This window comes from Streptomyces sp. NPDC041135, assembly GCF_055592085.1.
This window is the reverse complement of sequence record NZ_JBVIYZ010000005.1, coordinates 231,620-247,964: the sequence shown is the minus strand read 5'-3', so window position 1 is coordinate 247,964 and position 16,345 is coordinate 231,620. Positions and strand designations below refer to the sequence as shown.

The following is a 16,345-nucleotide window of genomic DNA, read 5'->3' as shown; positions in this document are numbered from 1 at the left end:
TTCAGCCGCGCCCCCGATCGGAGATCCGCCCCATGGACACCGCCGCCGCCACCGGACTCACCTTCCGCGACGCCACCGACGCCGACGTGGACGCGCTGGTCGCGTTGATCGAGTCGGCCTACCGGGGAGACGCCAGCCGGGCCGGCTGGACCACCGAGGCGGACATCCTCCAGGGGCAGCGGACCGATCCGGAGGGCGTACTCGCGGTGATCACGTCGCCCGACAGCCGGCTGCTGGTCGTCGAGCGGGACGGCCGCCCGGTGGCCTGCTGCCAGCTGGAGCACCGCGGCGGCCACGCCTACTTCGGCATGTTCGCGGTCAGTCCCGACCGGCAGGGCGGAGGTCTGGGCCGGATCGTGCTCACGGAGGCCGAGCGGCGGGCCCGCGAGACCTGGGGCGTCACCGAGATGCACATGACCGTGATATCGGTGCGCGAGGAGCTGATCGCCTGGTACGAGCGCCGCGGCTACCGCCGTACGGGACGGATGACGCCCTTCCCGTACGGCGACGAGCGCTTCGGCGTCCCGCAACGTGCCGACCTGGAGTTCGAGCTGCTGGTCAAGCCGCTGGTGTGAGGCCCGCGCGGTGGGCCGGGCGCCGGGTCACGCGGTGAAGCGGCCCGTGCGCTTGATCTCCGGGTAGTCGGTCGTCGCGCCGTCGAGCCCGAGCGCCCGGACCAGCCGCAGCTGGTCCTGGGTGTTGACCACCCAGCCGATGACCTTCAGATCGGCCTTGCGGGCGTGCTCGACGACCTCCAGGGTCAGCCGCCGGATGTTGAGGCAGAGGGTCGCCGCGCCCACGTCCCGCGCGCGCTCCACCACGTCCGCGCCGAACCGGCTGGCCACCAGCGCGGTGCGCACCCCGGGCACCAGCCGGGTGATCTCGGCGAGGGCCTCGTCGTGGAAGGACGACACCTCCACCCGGGGGACGAGGTCCCGGCGCCGGATGACCTCGGCCAGCGCCCGGGCGGCCGCGACGTCCTTGATCTCGGCCTGCAGCGGCGACTTCACCGCGTCCAGGACCTCCTCGAAGACCGGGACGCGCTCGCCCCGGCCCGCGTCGAGGGCGCGCAGTTCGCCGAGGGTCAGTTCGGCAATCGGACCGGTGCCGTCGGTCGTCCGGTCCACCTCCGCGTCGTGCATGACGACGAGCGCGCCGTCCTTGCTCAGGTGCAGATCCAGTTCGATCAGGTCGAGGCCGGCCTGCTGGGCGGCGACGAAGGAGCGGAGGGTGTTCTCGGGCTCGACGCCCATGACACCGCGGTGACCGATGGTAAGGAAGTTCAAGGTTCAACTCGCTTCCGTCGACGGCGGCTCGGCGCGCGCGGACCCGACGGGGACGCCGTCGTCCACGCAGCAGGCTCGCAGCCTAATGGCCGGGTCCGGCGATGAACCCGCGCGTACACGCGCGATTGGAGTGACGCGCGGGCGGGCGCGGGCCCGTGCCCGCCCCGGCGGTCACCCGCAGGTGGGCGAGTCTCCCCGGCGTTGACTCGGCCGGACGCGATCGGCCGCCGGACCGCACCCGGCCCTGGGCGCCGGCCCCCGTCGGTTGGTGCCGACCCCCGAATGCGGCCGAAGTGAGCGCCGTCACGGTTTACCGCAGGAAAAACATCGGTAACGATGCGGACAGGCAGGATAATTTGCGGAGTCCCCTCTTGCTGGCTGAAAGCACCTGTGCGTACGGTGTCCTCAGATGAGCTTCGCCCGTGGAGGATGGGACATGACGGAAATTCTTGTGCAGGTGGGTCCGGAGGCGCAGGTTCCTCCTGCGGCCAGGGTGATCGAGCACCCGGCGTGGCCCGTGCTCAAGGATGCGGTGGAGCGGATCCGGCCATGGCAGTCCAAGGACGGCTCCATAGACCTCGAGGCCGACGGCGCTCCCGCCCGCGCCGACGCCGAGGCGGCCGTCGCCCGTGTGGTCGAGGCGGTCGGGCAGCTGTCCCCGCTCCTGCCGCACGACGCCGACTACCACCGGGCGCTCGTGCGGGACCTGCGCCGCTGGGCCGACGGCGGCTTCGAGGTGCCGGACTTCCTGGACTCGCTGCTGGCCTTCCAGCCCGCCGCGCACCGCGCCGACGGTCTCCAGCACCTGGTCGTCTTCCCCATGTACACCCAGAACGGCAACCCCGACCGCAACCTCGAAGCGGTCGTGCTGCGCATGGTCTGGCCGGACTGGCTGGCCGAGCTGGAGCGCACCCGGTACGACAACCCGCTGTTCTGCGGGATCACCTTCGAGGACTTCACCGCCGGGTACGACACCAACTCCGCCGTGCTGTTCCCGGAGACCATCGCCGTGCGCGAGGCGCCGGAACGATTCTCCTGGGGCGGCATCTTCTGCGACCGCGAGGCCGCCCGCTTCCGCCGGGTCACCGACGCGGCCGTCGGCATCCTGGGCCTGGAGCTGCCCGAGGACATCGCCGCCATGGTCCACGACCAGAAGCGCTGTGAAGAGGCGTTCGTGCTGTGGGACATGATCCACGACCGCACCCACAGCCACGGCGACCTGCCGTTCGACCCCTTCATGATCAAGCAGCGCCAGCCGTTCTGGATGTACGGCCTGGAGGAGCTGCGCTGCGACCTCACCGCCTTCCGCGAGGCCGTGAAGCTCCAGGCGGACGGTGTCCCGCAGGCCCGTGACGTGCAGTACGCGGTGCTGTTCGACCGCATGTTCCGCTTCCCGGTCACCGGTGAGCGCGTGCGCAACTACGACGGCCTCGGCGGCCAGCTGCTCTTCGCCTACCTGCACAAGCACGACGTGGTCCGGTGGACGGACAACCGGCTCTCCATCGACTGGGAGCGCGCCCCGCAGGTCACCAACCAGCTGTGCGCCGAGATCGAGAAGCTCTACAAGGACGGCATCGACCGCCCCAAGCTGGTGCACTGGTTCGCCGGCTACGAGCTGGTCGCCACCTACCTCGCGCCGCACCCGGGCTCCAAGTGGGCCAAGGGCCCCGACGCCCTCGACCTGACCCAGCCGCCGCGCAAGCTGGTGGACGACGTGCTGGCGGACGAGTTTCCGCTCAGCATGTTCTTTGAGGCCCTGTCCAAGAAGCTGAAGAACGTCATCGCCTCCACCAAGGGCATCACCGCGGACAGCGCCGAGCGGATCGCCGCGTGAGCGACCGCGTCCACAACTCGGCTGCAGAGGGGAAGATCATGGGGAACGGGGCTCTCAGCGGTGCGGTGATCGCGGTCGCCGGCGCCGGCGGACCCGCGGGGCGGGCGGCACTGATCCGGCTGGCCGAGGCCGGCGCGACCGTCGTCGGGGCGGACAACGACCCGCAGCGGCTGTCCGAGGCCGTGGACGCGGCCCGGTACGCCTCCGGCGGCGCCGCCGTCACCGGCGACACGGTGGACCTGCTGGACCTGGGCTCGACCCGCGACTGGGCCACGCACATCGAGAAGGACTTCGGCCGGGTCGACGGTCTGGTGCACCTGGTCGGCGGCTGGCGCGGCAGCGAGACCTTCACCAAGACCAGCCTCGACGACTGGGACTTCCTGGAGCTGCTGCTCGTACGCACCGTGCAGCACACCTCCCTCGCCTTCCACGAAGCCCTCCAGCGCAGCGAGCGCGGCCGGTACGTCCTGATCAGCGCCGCCGGCGCAAGCCGGCCCACCGCCGGCAACGCCGCCTACTCCGCCGCCAAGGCCGCGGCCGAGGCGTGGACGCTCGCCATGGCCGACTTCTTCCGCAAGGCCGGGGGCCCCGACGGGCCCACGTCCGCGGCTGCCATCCTGGTGGTCAAGGCGCTGGTGCACGACGCGATGCGCGCCGAACGCCCCAACGCGAAGTTCGCGGGCTTCACGGACGTCGAGGACCTGGCCGAGGCCATCGAGGGCGTCTGGGACAAGCCCGCCGCCGAAGTGAACGGAAACCGTCTGTGGCTGACCGAGAAGCCGTGAACCCTCCCAGGACCGACGCGCGTCGTCATCACGACCCCGAGGTCCGCGGTTTCGCCAGTGACAACTACGCCGGTGCCCACCCGGAGGTGCTGGCCGCCCTGGCCCTGGCCAACGGCGGCCACCAGGTGGCGTACGGCGAGGACGAGTACACCGAGAACCTGCAGCGGATCATCCGCAGCCACTTCGGCTCCACGGCCGAGGCGTTCCCGGTGTTCAACGGCACCGGCGCGAACGTCGTCGCGCTCCAGGCGGTCACCGACCGCTGGGGCGCGGTGATCTGCGCCGAGAGCGCGCACATCAACGTCGACGAGGGCGGGGCGCCCGAGCGGGTCGGCGGGCTGAAGCTGCTCACCGTGCCCACGCCCGACGGCAAGCTCACCCCCGACCTGATCGACCGGCAGGCGTACGGCTGGGAGGACGAGCACCGCGCCATGCCGCAGGTCGTCTCCCTCACCCAGAGCACCGAGCTGGGCACGCTGTACACGCCCGACGAGATCCGCGCGATCTGCGAGCACGCCCACGCGCACGGCATGCGGGTGCACCTGGACGGCTCCCGGATAGCCAACGCGGCCGCCTCGCTGGACGTGCCGATGCGGACGTTCACCAACGCGGCCGGCGTCGACCTGCTCTCCCTCGGCGGGACGAAGAACGGCGCCCTGTACGGCGAGGCGGTCGTGGTCCTCAACCCCGACGCCGTGCGCCGCATGAAGCACCTGCGCAAGCTGTCCATGCAGCTCGCCTCGAAGATGCGGTTCGTGTCGGTGCAACTGGAGGCGCTGCTCGCCAAGGACCTGTGGCTGCGCAACGCCCGCCACGCCAACGCGATGGCCCAGCGCCTCGCGGAGGGCGTGCGGGCGGTGGACGGGGTGGAGATCCTCTACCCGGTGCAGGCCAACGGCGTCTTCGCCAAGCTCCCGAACGAGGTGAGCGAGCGGCTGCAGAAGCGGTTCCGGTTCTACTTCTGGGACGAGAAGGCCGGGAGCGTGCGCTGGATGTGCTCCTTCGACACGACGGAGGACGACGTGGACGCCTTCCTGGGGGCACTGAAGGAGGAGATGGCCCGCTAGGACCCGGGTGCGCACCTCTCATCTGATGCATAGATATGCGGTCGCCTGAAAAGTCATTGACTCTCGGGTGATCGCGTTTCTATGCTCTGCGGCCATGGAGCTGATCCAGGAAACCGCCGACCTGTCCGCCTATCTGGCCGCCGACGAGGTCATCGACCACGACCACCCGGTGGTGCGGCGCACCGCCGCCCGGCTGGCCGGGGAGGTGTCCGACTCGTATGAGTATGCGCGCGCGGCCTACACGTTCGTACGGGACGCGATCCCCCACTCGCAGGACTCCGGGGACCTGCGCGTCACCTGGCGCGCCTCCGACGTGCTCGAGCGGCGCACCGGCATCTGCCACGCCAAGGCGCACGCGTTCGCCGCGCTGCTGCGCGCGGAGGACATCCCGGCGGCGCTGTGCTACCAGCGGCTGACGCACGACGACGGCTGCGGACATGTCCTGCACGGGCTGGTGGCGGTGCGGTTCAAGGGCGCGTGGCACCGCCAGGACGTGCGGGGCAACAAGCCCGGCGTCGATGCCCGGTTCTCGCTGAGCGGTGAGCGGCTGGCCTGGATCCCGGACCGGGGAGCCGGCGAGGTGGACTACCCGGCCCTGTACGCCGCGCCGCACGGGGGCGTGCTCGCCGCCCTGAAGGCGGCGCCGGACCGGGCGTCCCTGTGGAAGGCGCTCCCCGCCGCGCTCTGAGCACGCTCCGGCGCGGACACGGGCCCACGGGCCCACAGCGCTGTGCCGGTGGGCCCGGGCCGCCCGAAGCGCCGCGTCAGTGGGCCTCGGCCGCGCGCAGCTGCTCCTGGGTGGGGGCCGAGCCGCCGAGGTGGGCCGGCAGCCACCAGGTGTCCTCGGCGCCCTTGGGGCGGGCGGGGTAGGCGCGCTGGGCGGCGTCGAGAAGCTCCCCGACGCGCTCGCGCAGCCGGCGGGTGATGGCGCCCGCGTACTGGTCACGGGGCGCCTCGACCGGCTCGCCGACCCGCATGGTGATCGGGATGTGGCTGCGCCGGAAGTTGCGCGGCTGTCCCTTGGTCCACAGGCGCTGCGTGCCCCACAGCGCCATGGGGACGAGCGGGACGCCGGCCTCCTGGGCCAGCCGGGCCGCGCCGGACTTGAAGCTCTTGAGGGTGAAGGACTGCGAGATCGTGGCCTCGGGGAAGACCCCGATGACCTCACCCGAGCGCAGCGAGTCCAGCGCGTGGGCGTAGGCGGTCTCACCCTGCTGGCGGTCCACCGGGATGTGCTTCATCCCGCGCATCAGCGGCCCCGACACCTTGTGGCGGAAGACGGCCTCCTTCGCCATGAAGCGCACCAGGCGCTTCTGCGGCAGCGCCGCCAGGCCGTTGAAGACGAAGTCCAGGTAGCTGATGTGGTTGCTCACCAGCACGGCGCCGCCCGTGCGCGGGATGTTCTGCGAACCCTGGCAATCGATCTTCAGGTCCCAGACCTTGAACAAGGTCCTGGCGAAACCGATGACGGGACGGTAGACCAGCTCTGCCATGGGCGGCGTGGACCCTTTCTGCTCTGCCTGGAAAAGGGATCCCGGCGGGAAGTTACGGAGCCGTAGGTTTACGGCGTCTCGCAGATGGTGCCCGAAGAACGGACGGGTAGCCAGTCCCAGTGCCCCGGTGTGGCGAGATTCTCGTCACGTCGACCGTGATCCACCCACCTCGGGCTTTTGCGTCCCCTTTACTCCGCGCGTACCGTCACGCGGCGGACCAGCAAGAACATCTCGCAGCCCAGGCAGTACCCGAACGCCGCGTTCAGGAAGGCGGCCGCCAGCGCCGCCCCGGTCGCCGCGAGCGCCAGCCATCCGGTCCCGGTGAGGAAGCCCGCGAGCCCCAGCACGGCGAAGCCGAGCCCCACCGCCTGCGCGAACCGGGGCGGCCCGGGCGCCTCGAACTCCGTCGGCGGCCCCAGCCGCGGCCGTACCACGGCGCGGAACAGCACGCCGTACGGTGACCGGTGCACGCCCCCGGCCGCGCCCAGCGCGAACGCCAGCGCCTGCCAGGCCAGCGGCCAGGGGCTCCCGGTGACGAGCGTGGCCGCCAGGACGAGAGCCGTCACGGCCGCCCCGAAGCGCGGCCCCCTCACATCGATGTCCATGAATCAAGCATTCCGCACGGGAAACCCGCCGGGCAGCCGGGAATCTTTGCAGTCTGATGAATGCTGACGCGGAGGATGACCGGACTCGTGGTGTGCGTGGCGGTGCTCGCGGTGGCGAGCGCCTACGGAGTGCTGCACAAGCGGCGGAGCGGGAGAGTGAGAGTGCGCGGGCGGGACGACGGCAAGCGGCTCGGCGCGGCCGAGCTGGGCGGGGAACTCGGGCCGCGGGCCACGCTGGTGCAGTTCTCCAGTGCCTTCTGCGCGCCCTGCCGCGCCACCCGGCGCGTCCTCGGCGAGGTCGCCGGCATGGTTCCGGGCGTCACCCACGTCGAGATCGACGCCGAGACCCGGCTGGACCTGGTCCGTGAACTGGAGATCCTCAAGACCCCCACCGTGCTCGTCCTGGACGCGGACGGCCGGGTGGTGCGCCGGGCGACCGGACAGCCGCGCAAGGCGGACGTCATCGCCGCGCTGGCGGAGGCGGTCTGACGGTGACGCGGACGACGGTGAGTCATCTCCCACCTGCCCGTACCTCCTTGACGGGACCCGCCGCCTCTCGTCAGCCTGGCCCCATGGTGAGCAGACTCCTTCTCTCCGGGCGGGCCCACGTCGACCTCGTCCGCACCGCGAGCGCGTGCTGTCCGGGCTGTTGAGCAGCAGCGGACCCCGACGCCACTTCCCGCAGAAGGACAACTCCATGACGGCCACGCCCGGCCTCGGCACTCCCCGGCTCGCCTCTCCCGACCTGCTGCGCTCCGCCTTCCGGCGGCACGCCGCGGGGGTCGCGGTGATCACCGCCCGCGGCGACGCGGGACCGGTCGGCTTCACCGCCACCTCCCTCACCTCCGTCTCCGCCGACCCGCCGATGGTCTCCTTCGGCATCGGCACCGGCGCGTCCAGCTGGCCCGCGATAGCCCGGGCCGACCACGTCGGCGTCCATGTGCTGGGCGAGCACCAGGGTGAGCTGGCGGCCACCTTCGCGCGCAGCGGCGCCGACCGCTTCGGCCCGCACACGGCCTGGCGCGAGGGCCCCGAAGGCGTCCCCGTCCTGGACGGCGTCCTGGTCTGGCTGGTGTGCCGGACCGTCGGGCGCGTCCCCGCCGGTGACCACCGCATCGTGCTGGCGGAGGTCGTCACGGGCGACCCCACCGGAGCCGGCCGGCCGCTCCTCTACCACCAGGGCGGCTTCACCGCACTGCGCGACTGACACCCCGCGCCCCCGGTCTGCGCGGTCGTCGGGTTCCGGTTACGCTGCGTTGCGAAGGTCACAGTTCAAAGCGCTTGCTTAGCGGGAACGAACTGGGTGTACTGACGAGTAATGTTTCGGTCGGAGCGCGCGGACGCCCCGACCGGGACCGGCCGCTTCAGGCGCCTATGCTGCCTGCAAGAGGCAGCCCGGAAATGACGATGCAGTAGGAGAGCCGGCGTGAGCTTGAGGATCGTTGTCACTGTGAAGTACGTGCCCGACGCCACTGGCGACCGGCACTTCGCCGATGACCTGACCGTCGACCGCGACGACGTGGACGGTCTGCTCTCCGAACTGGACGAGTACGCGGTCGAGCAGGCGCTGCAGATCGCCGAGGCCGCGGACGACGCCGAGGTCACCGTGCTGACGGTCGGCCCCGAGGACGCCAAGGACGCGCTGCGCAAGGCCCTCTCGATGGGTGCCGACAAGGCGATCCACGTCGAGGACGACGACCTGCACGGCACCGACGCCATCGGCACCTCCCTGGTGCTGGCCAAGGCGATCGAGAAGGCGGGCTTCGACCTGGTCGTCTCCGGCATGGCCTCCACCGACGGCACCATGGGCGTCGTCCCCGCGCTGGTCGCCGAGCGTCTGGGCGTCCCGCAGGTCACGCTGCTGTCCGAGGTCTCGGTCGAGGACGGCACGGTCACCGGCCGCCGCGACGGCGACGCCGCCTCCGAGCAGCTCCAGGCCTCCCTGCCGGCGCTCGTGTCCGTCACCGACCAGTCGGGCGAGGCGCGCTACCCGTCCTTCAAGGGCATCATGGCGGCCAAGAAGAAGCCGGTGGAGTCCTGGGACCTGTCCGACCTGGACATCGAGGCCGAAGAGGTCGGTCTGGACGGCGCGTTCACCAAGGTCAAGACCGTGACCGAGCGTCCGGCCCGCACGGCCGGCACCATCGTCAAGGACGAGGGCGAGGGCGGCAAGCAGCTCGCTGAGTTCCTCGCGGGCCAGAAGTTCATCTAAGAGTCCGCGCCCGCCGACCGCCCCTCAACTTCGTTACGCAGGAGAGCAATCCCATGGCTGAAGTCCTCGTCTACGTCGACCACGTGGACGGCGCCGTCCGCAAGCCCACCCTGGAGCTGCTGACCCTGGCCCGCCGCATCGGCGAGCCCGTCGCGGTCGCCCTCGGCCCGGGTGCCGGTGACACCGCCGCCACGCTCGCCGAGCACGGCGCGGTCAAGGTCCTCACGCACGACGCCGCCGAGTACGCCGACTACCTCGTCGTGCCGAAGGTCGACGCCCTCCAGGCCGCCCACGAGGCCGTCTCCCCGGCCGCCGTGCTGGTCCCGTCCTCCGCCGAGGGCAAGGAGATCGCCGCCCGCCTGGCGCTGCGCATCGGCGCCGGCATCATCACCGACGCCGTCGACCTCGAGGCCGGCGACGAGGGCCCGGTGGCCACCCAGTCGGTGTTCGCCGCGTCCTTCACCACCAAGTCCCGCGTCGTCAAGGGCACCCCCGTCATCACCGTCAAGCCGAACTCGGCCGCCGTGGAGGCCGCTCCGGCCGCCGGCGCCGTCGAGGCCCTGTCCGTCTCCTTCTCGGAGCAGGCGACCGGCACCAAGGTCACCGGCCGCACGCCGCGCGAGTCGACGGGCCGCCCGGAGCTGACCGAGGCCGCGATCGTGGTCTCGGGCGGCCGCGGTGTCAACGGCGCGGAGAACTTCTCGATCATCGAGGCGCTCGCCGACTCCCTCGGCGCGGCCGTCGGCGCCTCGCGCGCCGCGGTGGACGCGGGCTGGTACCCGCACACCAACCAGGTCGGCCAGACCGGCAAGTCGGTCTCGCCGCAGCTGTACATCGCCAACGGCATCTCCGGTGCGATCCAGCACCGGGCCGGCATGCAGACCTCGAAGACGATCGTGGCCGTCAACAAGGACGCCGAGGCCCCGATCTTCGACCTGGTCGACTACGGCGTCGTCGGCGACCTCTTCGACGTGGTCCCGCAGCTCACCGAGGAGATCAAGGCCCGCAAGGGCTGATCCCGCCCCGGCGTACGAGGCCCCCGCGACCGGCACGGTCACGGGGGCCTCGGTGCATCCTGGAGACGGCCCGGCAGGTGTTGACCGGCGGGAACCACCCCGGATAACTTCATTCTACGGATTGTTGATTCCGTACAGCGGAAAATTGGAGGGTGTGGGATGGGTCAGCAGGAGAAGGTGGCGACGAGCCTCGCGGGCGCCGTCAGCGAGGAGATCAGCGCCTCCCTCGCACCGGTCGACGCGGAGCTGGAGCGCCGCTACCCGGGAGACCCCGGCACCCGGCAGCCCGTCCACACCGTGTACGTCCCCGGCGACGTCTTCGCGGCCGACACCGTCCGCACCTGGGGCGACCGGGCACTCGCCGCCCTGGACGAACACGCCCCGGACGCCGCCTCCTTCGCCGCCGTCCTCGGCCTCGACGGCGACCTCGCCGAGCCCGTCCACTCCCGCGTCCGCGCCAAGCTCGAACGCGAGCCGGTGGAAGACCTGCGCGTCGACTTCGAGGACGGCTACGGCCCCCGCTCCGACGCCGAGGAGGACGCGGACGCGGTCCGCGCGGCCCGGATCGTCGCCGAGGCCTCGGCCCAGGGCACGGCGGCCCCGTACATGGGCATCCGCATGAAGTGCATGGAGGCCGCCGTGCGCGACCGCGGCATCCGCACCCTGGACATCTTCCTCACCGGCCTGCTGGAGGCCGGCGGCCTGCCCGACGGGCTGGTGCTCACCCTGCCGAAGGTGACGTACCCCGAGCAGGTGGGCGCCATGGTCCGCCTGCTGGAGGCGTTCGAGAAGGCACGCGGTCTCGAGCCCGGCCGCATCGGCTTCGAGATCCAGATCGAGACCAGCCAGTCCATCCTGGCCACCGACGGCACCGCCACCGTCGCCCGGATGATCCAGGCCGCCGAGGGCCGCGCCACCGGACTGCACTACGGCACCTTCGACTACAGCGCCTGCCTCGGCGTCTCCGCCGCCCACCAGGCCAGCGACCACCCGGCCGCCGATCACGCCAAGGCGGTCATGCAGGTGGCGGCGGCCGGCACCGGCGTCCGCGTCTGTGACGGCTCCACCAACGTGCTGCCGGTCGGCCCGACCGCGAAGGTCCACGACGCCTGGCGGCTGCACTACGGCCTCACCCGCCGCGCCCTGGCCCGCGCCTACTACCAGGGCTGGGACATGCACCCCGGCCACCTCCCCACCCGGTACGCGGCCGTCTTCGCCTTCTACCGCGAGGGCTTCGCACAGGCCGCGGGCCGCCTCGCCCGCTACGCCGACCGGGCCGGCGGTGACGTGATGGACGAGCCCGCCACGGCCAAGGCCCTCAGCGGCTACCTGCTGCGCGGACTGGACTGCGGCGCCCTCGACGTCGCCGAGGTCGCCCGGCTGTCCGGGCTGACCCGGGCCGACCTGGAGGGCTTCGCGGCACCCCGGCGCGGTGACCTGACGGCGTCCGTCAAGTAGCGGCCCGCGCCACCACCCCGGGCGCGGCTCAGTCGGCGGGCGGCAGCTCGCCGGAGCCGCGGGTGATCAGCCGGGTCGGCAGCTCGATCCGCTCCGGGGCGAGGGCCACGCCGTCCAGCTGCCGGAACAGCCGCTCGGCGGCCGTACGGCCGAGGGCGGCCGCGTCCTGGGCGACGACCGTGACCCCCGGCCGCAGCAGGTCGGCCAGCTCGATGTCGTCGAAGCCGACGAGGGCGACCGGCCGCGCCTGCTCGGCCAGGACCCGGATGACGGTCACCGTCACCCGGTTGTTGCCCGCGAAGACCGCCGTGACCGGGGAGGGGCCGGAGAGCATCTCCTGTGTCGCCCGGCGCACCCGCTCCGGGTCCGTCGCCCCGAGGGACATCCACGCGTCCTCGACGGATATCCCGGCGTCCTCCATGGCGGCCCGGTAGCCGCGCAGCCGCTCGGCGGCGGTGTGGATGCGGGGCATGTCGCCGATGAACCCGATCCGGCGGTGGCCGTGCGCGATCAGGTGGGCGACGCCGTCACGGGCGCCGCCGTGGTTGTCGGACAGCACGACGTCCGCCTCGATCATCCCGGCCGGGCGGTCCACGAACACCGTCGCGACGCCCGCCCTGATCTCCGGCTCCAGGTAGCGGTGGTCGTCACCGGCCGGGATGACCACCAGGCCGTCCACCCGCCGCGCGCACAGCGCCAGCGCCAGCTCCTGCTCACGCTCCGGGTCCTCCGCGCTGGAGCCGTTGATCAGCAGGGCGCCGTGCGCCCGGGCGACCTCCTCGACCGCGCGGCTGAGCGGGCCGTAGAAGGGGTCGGCGAGGTCCTCCAGGACCAGGCCGATGCTCGCGGTGCGGCCCTTGCGCAGCACCCGCGCGCTGTCGTTGCGGCGGAAGCCGAGCGCCTCGATCGCCTCCTGCACCCGGCGCTCGGTGTCCGGGGTGACCCCCGGCTCGCCGTTGACCACCCGGGAGACCGTCTTGAGTCCGACCCCGGCGCGGGCCGCCACGTCCTTCATGGTCGGACGGTTGCCGTAGCGACTGCCCGGGAGGCGGTCGGCGAGACGGTCTGCGCGGCGGGTGGTGTCGGGCACGATGCGGAGTCCTGTCCTGATGCGGGGAGGGAGCCGGAGAAGCCGAGGAGAGCCTGGGAGAACGGAGGGAAGTCGCGCTGGAGGCGGGAAAGTCGGAGAAAGCGGAGGAGGGCTGCGGAACGGGTGCGGAGATCTGTGCGGTTGTATGAGGATGTGGCGTCGAGCATAGAGCCTGGACAACGTTGTCAGATGCGGGAGAGACTGTCCACCGCTATCTCCGGCCCGCGCCCCCACCGCGACCGGCCTGCGCCTTCTCATGGCATTCGATTGGTTGACGGGGAGATCTGACTCTGATGCACACCGACCTCGTGGCAGCCCTGGACATCGGCGGCACCAAGATCGCCGGCGCCCTGGTGGACGGTCACGGACGGATCCAGGTGCGGGCGCAGCGCGCGACGCCCGCGCGGCAGGACGGTGAGACGGTCATGCGGGCCGTCGAGGAGGTGCTCGGTGAACTCGCCGGGGCGCCGCAGTGGGGACGCGTCGTGTCGACGGGCATCGGCAGCGCCGGTCCGGTGGACGCCTCGGCGGGCACCGTGAGCCCGGTCAACGTGCCGGGCTGGCGTGACTATCCCCTGGTCGAGCGGGTGCGCGCGGCCACCGGCGGTCTGCCCGTCGAGCTGATCGGCGACGGCGTGGCCATCACCGCGGCGGAGCACTGGCAGGGCGCGGCGCGCGGCCACGACAACGCGCTGTGCATGGTGGTCTCCACCGGAGTGGGCGGCGGACTGGTGCTGAACGGCCGGCTGCACCCCGGGCCCACGGGCAACGCCGGTCACATCGGCCACATCAGCGTCGACCTGGACGGAGACCCGTGCCCGTGCGGCGCCCGCGGCTGCGTCGAGCGCATCGCCAGCGGTCCGAACATCGCCCGCCGTGCGCTGGAGCAGGGCTGGCGGCCCGGCCCGGACGGCGACACCTCCGCCGCCGCGGTGGCCGCCGCCGCCCGGGACGGCGACCCGGTCGCCGTCGCCTCCTTCGAACGGGCCGCACAGGCGCTGGCCGCCGGGATCGCGGCCACCGCGACCCTGGTCGAGATCGACATCGCGGTCGTCGGCGGGGGCGTGGCCAAGGCCGGTGACGTCCTGTTCACGCCGCTGCGCACGGCCCTCGCCGACTACGCGACCCTGTCCTTCGTCCGGCGCCTGACCGTCGCCCCGGCGCGGACGGGCACGGACGCGGGCCTGGTCGGCGCCGCGGCGGCGGCACTGACCCGCAGGCCGGACGCGACCATCGCGGGGGTCTGATCCGGTCCGGTCGCGCGAGCCGGTGTGGTCCGGACGCGGGTATCCGCGTGACCCCGGCGCCGCTGCGCAGTTGAGCCGGGCATGAAGAAGCGCAGCATGCTCGCCATCGCCAGCCTCGCCACCGGATTCGTCGTGGCGGCCGTCACCCCCTCCCACGCCGCCGGCCACGCCGTCGTCGACGACCTCAAGATCCAGGACACCGCCGGCACGGTCGACCACCTGGTCAGCCAGGACAGCTTCGACGTGGACGAGAACGCCCTCGGTCAGGGATAGCGCCCCGGCCGCGACCGGGTGCCGGTGCCCCCGCCGAGGGGACGCCGGTACCCGTCGGCGGCGCCCTCAACGGGAGCCGGTTTCCGTGGCAGTGTGGAGCGGGCAAGCCACAGGGGGCCAACAGAAGAGGGGGACACGTGATCGTCTGGATAAACGGTGCGTCCGGTGCCGGCAAGACGACCACCGCACGGGAACTGATCGAACTGATCCCGAACAGCACGCTCTTCGACCCCGAGGTCCTCGGCGGCACGCTCGCACAGCTCCTGCCCGCCAAGCACCTCGCCCAGGTCGGCGACGTCCAGGACCTGCCGATCTGGCGGCGGCTCGTGATCGACACGGCCGCCGCGATGCTGGCCGAGCTGGGCGGCACCCTCGTGGTCCCCATGACCCTGCTGCGCCAGGAGTACCGCGACGAGATCTTCGGCGGGCTCGCCGCCCGCCGGATCACCGTGCGCCACCTGCTCCTCGCCCCGGCCGAAACGATCCTGCGGGAGCGGACGGCCGCACGGGAGGCCCCGTCCGGCCCGGACGGCGGCGAGCCGCGGGCACGGCAGTGGTCGTACGACCGGATCGAGCCCTACCGCGCCGCCCTCGCCTCCTGGCTCACCGCCGACGCCCACCTCGTCGACACCAGCGCCCTCACCCCCCACGAGACGGCCGCGCGCATCGCCGAGGCCGTCGCCGGCGGGACCGTCCCGGTGTGTGACATCGTGCAGACCCCGGAGCCCACCGCCGAGACCCTCGCCGCCGGTGTCCTCCTCTTCGACGAGCGGGACCGGGTGCTGCTCGTCGACCCCACCTACAAGGCGGGCTGGGAGTTCCCCGGCGGCGTCGTCGAGCCCGGGGAGGCCCCGGCCCGGGCCGGCATGCGCGAGGTGGCCGAGGAGACCGGGATACGGCTGGCGGAGGTGCCCCGGCTGCTCGTGATCGACTGGGAGCGGCCCGTGCCCCCCGGCTTCGGCGGACTGCGGCTCCTCTTCGACGGCGGGCGGCTGGACTCCGGCGCGGCCGCCCGGGTGCTCCTGCCCGGCCCCGAGCTGCGCGGCTGGCGCTTCGTCACCGAGCAGGAGGCCGCCGACCTGCTGCCCCCGGTCCGTCACGAGCGGCTGCGCTGGGCGCTGCGGGCCCGGGAGCGCGGGACCGCGCTGTACCTGGAAGCGGGAGTCCCGCTCGGCTGAGCCCCGGCCGGGGCCCCAGAGCGGGCCGGGGCGGGTCAGCGCGGCGCCGGGTGGGCGTCCGCCGCCTTCCGCAGCGCCGCCGAGGCCCGCCCCACCACCGGGTCGCCGTGGCCGAAGCACGCCACCTCGGCGTCCAGCGCCGCCAACCGGTGCAGCGCCGCCAGGACCCGGCCTCGGTCGAGGTTGAACACGCCCGGCATCACCGCCCCGGTCACCGGCGCCGCCGCCACCGTGTCCCCGGTGAACAGCACACCGTGCGCCGGGAGATGCAGTGCGATGCTGCCGTCCGTGTGGCCGGGCACGTGCACGACCCGGGCGCCGCCGCCGACGTCCAGCACGTCACCGTCCGACACCCGCGTCAGCCGCTCGGGCGGCGCCGGCCGGCCCGGGGGCAGCAGTTCGAGCGCCGCGGCGTGGATGGGCAGCTCCCAGTCCTCGAACACCGGCTCGGGGCCGGGCAGTTCACCCAGGACGTACGGGGCGTCGAGGTGGTGCGCCAGCACCTCGGCGCCGCTCAGCGCGGCGAACTCGCCCGCCCCGCCCACGTGGTCCTCGTGGAAGTGGGTCAACACGATCCGCCGTACGTCCGCGGGGGCCCGTCCCAGCGCCGTGACCGCGTCGGCGATCCGCGGCCCGGCGCCGGGCGGCCCGGCGTCGATCAGGGTCAGCGCGTCGGCGTCGTGCCAGAGGTAGGCCTGCCCCACCGGGAAGCGCAGCAGGTGCAGCCGGGGAAGAAGCTCGATGACGTCCATGCGCCGACCGTAGGAAGGGCCCCCGCCCGGAGGCGAGGGCCCTCTGCTG

The 16,345-nt window shown here is 72.7% G+C and carries 18 protein-coding genes; 13 read left to right on the top strand and 5 right to left on the bottom strand.

What is annotated here, in order from left to right; all coding sequences use genetic code 11:
• Window positions 1-32: 32 nt before the first annotated feature.
• Window positions 33-575 carry a GNAT family N-acetyltransferase gene (locus ACZ6CZ_RS14680; RefSeq protein ID WP_469019740.1) on the top strand — a complete coding sequence of 181 codons (543 nt, stop codon included), beginning with the start codon at window positions 33-35 and terminating at the stop codon, window positions 573-575.
• Window positions 576-602: 27 nt separating this feature from the next.
• On the opposite strand, the gene ACZ6CZ_RS14675 is transcribed toward ACZ6CZ_RS14680, so the two are convergent.
• Window positions 603-1,286, bottom strand: coding sequence for a glycerophosphodiester phosphodiesterase (locus ACZ6CZ_RS14675; protein ID WP_469019735.1), 684 nt, complete (start codon window positions 1,284-1,286; stop codon window positions 603-605).
• Window positions 1,287-1,722: 436 nt separating this feature from the next.
• Here ACZ6CZ_RS14675 and ACZ6CZ_RS14670 point away from each other — a divergent pair, with 436 nt between their 5' ends.
• The 4 genes from ACZ6CZ_RS14670 (at window position 1,723) to ACZ6CZ_RS14655 (ending at window position 5,660) form a co-directional block, all read left to right on the top strand.
• Complete coding sequence (locus tag ACZ6CZ_RS14670; RefSeq protein WP_469019733.1) at window positions 1,723-3,120, top strand: DUF6421 family protein; 1,398 nt, start codon at window positions 1,723-1,725, stop codon at window positions 3,118-3,120.
• Window positions 3,121-3,158: 38 nt separating this feature from the next.
• Complete coding sequence (locus tag ACZ6CZ_RS14665; protein WP_469019730.1) at window positions 3,159-3,905, top strand: SDR family NAD(P)-dependent oxidoreductase; 747 nt, start codon at window positions 3,159-3,161, stop codon at window positions 3,903-3,905.
• Complete coding sequence (locus ACZ6CZ_RS14660) at window positions 3,902-4,972, top strand: threonine aldolase family protein (protein ID WP_469019726.1); 1,071 nt, start codon at window positions 3,902-3,904, stop codon at window positions 4,970-4,972. Before ACZ6CZ_RS14665 ends, ACZ6CZ_RS14660 begins: the two co-directional genes overlap by 4 nt.
• A 94-nt stretch (window positions 4,973-5,066) precedes the next feature.
• The gene (locus ACZ6CZ_RS14655; protein WP_469019723.1) at window positions 5,067-5,660 is read left to right on the top strand and encodes a transglutaminase-like domain-containing protein; all 594 of its coding nucleotides are present in this window, start codon (window positions 5,067-5,069) and stop codon (window positions 5,658-5,660) included.
• Window positions 5,661-5,736: 76 nt separating this feature from the next.
• On the opposite strand, the gene ACZ6CZ_RS14650 is transcribed toward ACZ6CZ_RS14655, so the two are convergent.
• Both ACZ6CZ_RS14650 and ACZ6CZ_RS14645 read right to left on the bottom strand, forming a co-directional pair.
• Entirely contained in the window at window positions 5,737-6,465 is a 729-nt protein-coding gene (locus tag ACZ6CZ_RS14650) for a lysophospholipid acyltransferase family protein (protein ID WP_469019720.1), read from the bottom strand.
• Window positions 6,466-6,653: 188 nt separating this feature from the next.
• Window positions 6,654-7,070, bottom strand: coding sequence for a DUF4395 domain-containing protein (locus tag ACZ6CZ_RS14645; protein WP_469019714.1), 417 nt, complete (start codon window positions 7,068-7,070; stop codon window positions 6,654-6,656).
• Between the two features lie 75 nt (window positions 7,071-7,145).
• Here ACZ6CZ_RS14645 and ACZ6CZ_RS14640 point away from each other — a divergent pair, with 75 nt between their 5' ends.
• The 5 genes from ACZ6CZ_RS14640 to ACZ6CZ_RS14620 all read left to right on the top strand — a co-directional run bounded on the left by ACZ6CZ_RS14640 (window position 7,146) and on the right by ACZ6CZ_RS14620 (window position 11,756).
• Complete coding sequence (locus tag ACZ6CZ_RS14640; RefSeq protein WP_469019712.1) at window positions 7,146-7,559, top strand: TlpA family protein disulfide reductase; 414 nt, start codon at window positions 7,146-7,148, stop codon at window positions 7,557-7,559.
• A gap of 208 nt (window positions 7,560-7,767) precedes the next feature.
• Complete coding sequence (locus ACZ6CZ_RS14635) at window positions 7,768-8,277, top strand: flavin reductase family protein (RefSeq protein ID WP_469019709.1); 510 nt, start codon at window positions 7,768-7,770, stop codon at window positions 8,275-8,277.
• 219 nt (window positions 8,278-8,496) lie between these two features.
• Window positions 8,497-9,282 (top strand): electron transfer flavoprotein subunit beta/FixA family protein, encoded by a 786-nt coding sequence (locus tag ACZ6CZ_RS14630; RefSeq protein WP_469019707.1) that lies wholly within the window; start codon window positions 8,497-8,499, stop codon window positions 9,280-9,282.
• Window positions 9,283-9,335: 53 nt separating this feature from the next.
• On the top strand, window positions 9,336-10,298 hold the full coding sequence (locus tag ACZ6CZ_RS14625; RefSeq protein WP_469019704.1) for an electron transfer flavoprotein subunit alpha/FixB family protein: 963 nt from the start codon (window positions 9,336-9,338) through the stop codon (window positions 10,296-10,298).
• A gap of 159 nt (window positions 10,299-10,457) precedes the next feature.
• Window positions 10,458-11,756, top strand: a complete 1,299-nt coding sequence (locus ACZ6CZ_RS14620; RefSeq protein WP_469019702.1) for a DUF6986 family protein — start codon at window positions 10,458-10,460, stop codon at window positions 11,754-11,756.
• A 28-nt stretch (window positions 11,757-11,784) separates the two neighbouring features.
• Here ACZ6CZ_RS14620 and ACZ6CZ_RS14615 read toward each other — a convergent pair whose 3' ends face one another.
• A complete protein-coding gene (locus ACZ6CZ_RS14615) occupies window positions 11,785-12,846 on the bottom strand; it encodes a LacI family DNA-binding transcriptional regulator (RefSeq protein ID WP_469019700.1) in 1,062 nt (353 codons plus the stop codon).
• Window positions 12,847-13,139: 293 nt separating this feature from the next.
• Here ACZ6CZ_RS14615 and ACZ6CZ_RS14610 point away from each other — a divergent pair, with 293 nt between their 5' ends.
• The 3 genes from ACZ6CZ_RS14610 to ACZ6CZ_RS14600 all read left to right on the top strand — a co-directional run bounded on the left by ACZ6CZ_RS14610 (window position 13,140) and on the right by ACZ6CZ_RS14600 (window position 15,544).
• The gene (locus tag ACZ6CZ_RS14610; RefSeq protein ID WP_469019698.1) at window positions 13,140-14,093 is read left to right on the top strand and encodes an ROK family protein; all 954 of its coding nucleotides are present in this window, start codon (window positions 13,140-13,142) and stop codon (window positions 14,091-14,093) included.
• An 81-nt stretch (window positions 14,094-14,174) separates the two neighbouring features.
• On the top strand, window positions 14,175-14,366 hold the full coding sequence (locus ACZ6CZ_RS14605) for a hypothetical protein (RefSeq protein WP_469019696.1): 192 nt from the start codon (window positions 14,175-14,177) through the stop codon (window positions 14,364-14,366).
• A gap of 137 nt (window positions 14,367-14,503) precedes the next feature.
• A complete protein-coding gene (locus ACZ6CZ_RS14600) occupies window positions 14,504-15,544 on the top strand; it encodes an NUDIX hydrolase (RefSeq protein WP_469019694.1) in 1,041 nt (346 codons plus the stop codon).
• 35 nt (window positions 15,545-15,579) lie between these two features.
• On the opposite strand, the gene ACZ6CZ_RS14595 is transcribed toward ACZ6CZ_RS14600, so the two are convergent.
• Window positions 15,580-16,296 carry an MBL fold metallo-hydrolase gene (locus ACZ6CZ_RS14595; RefSeq protein WP_469019692.1) on the bottom strand — a complete coding sequence of 239 codons (717 nt, stop codon included), beginning with the start codon at window positions 16,294-16,296 and terminating at the stop codon, window positions 15,580-15,582.
• Window positions 16,297-16,345: the final 49 nt, after the last annotated feature.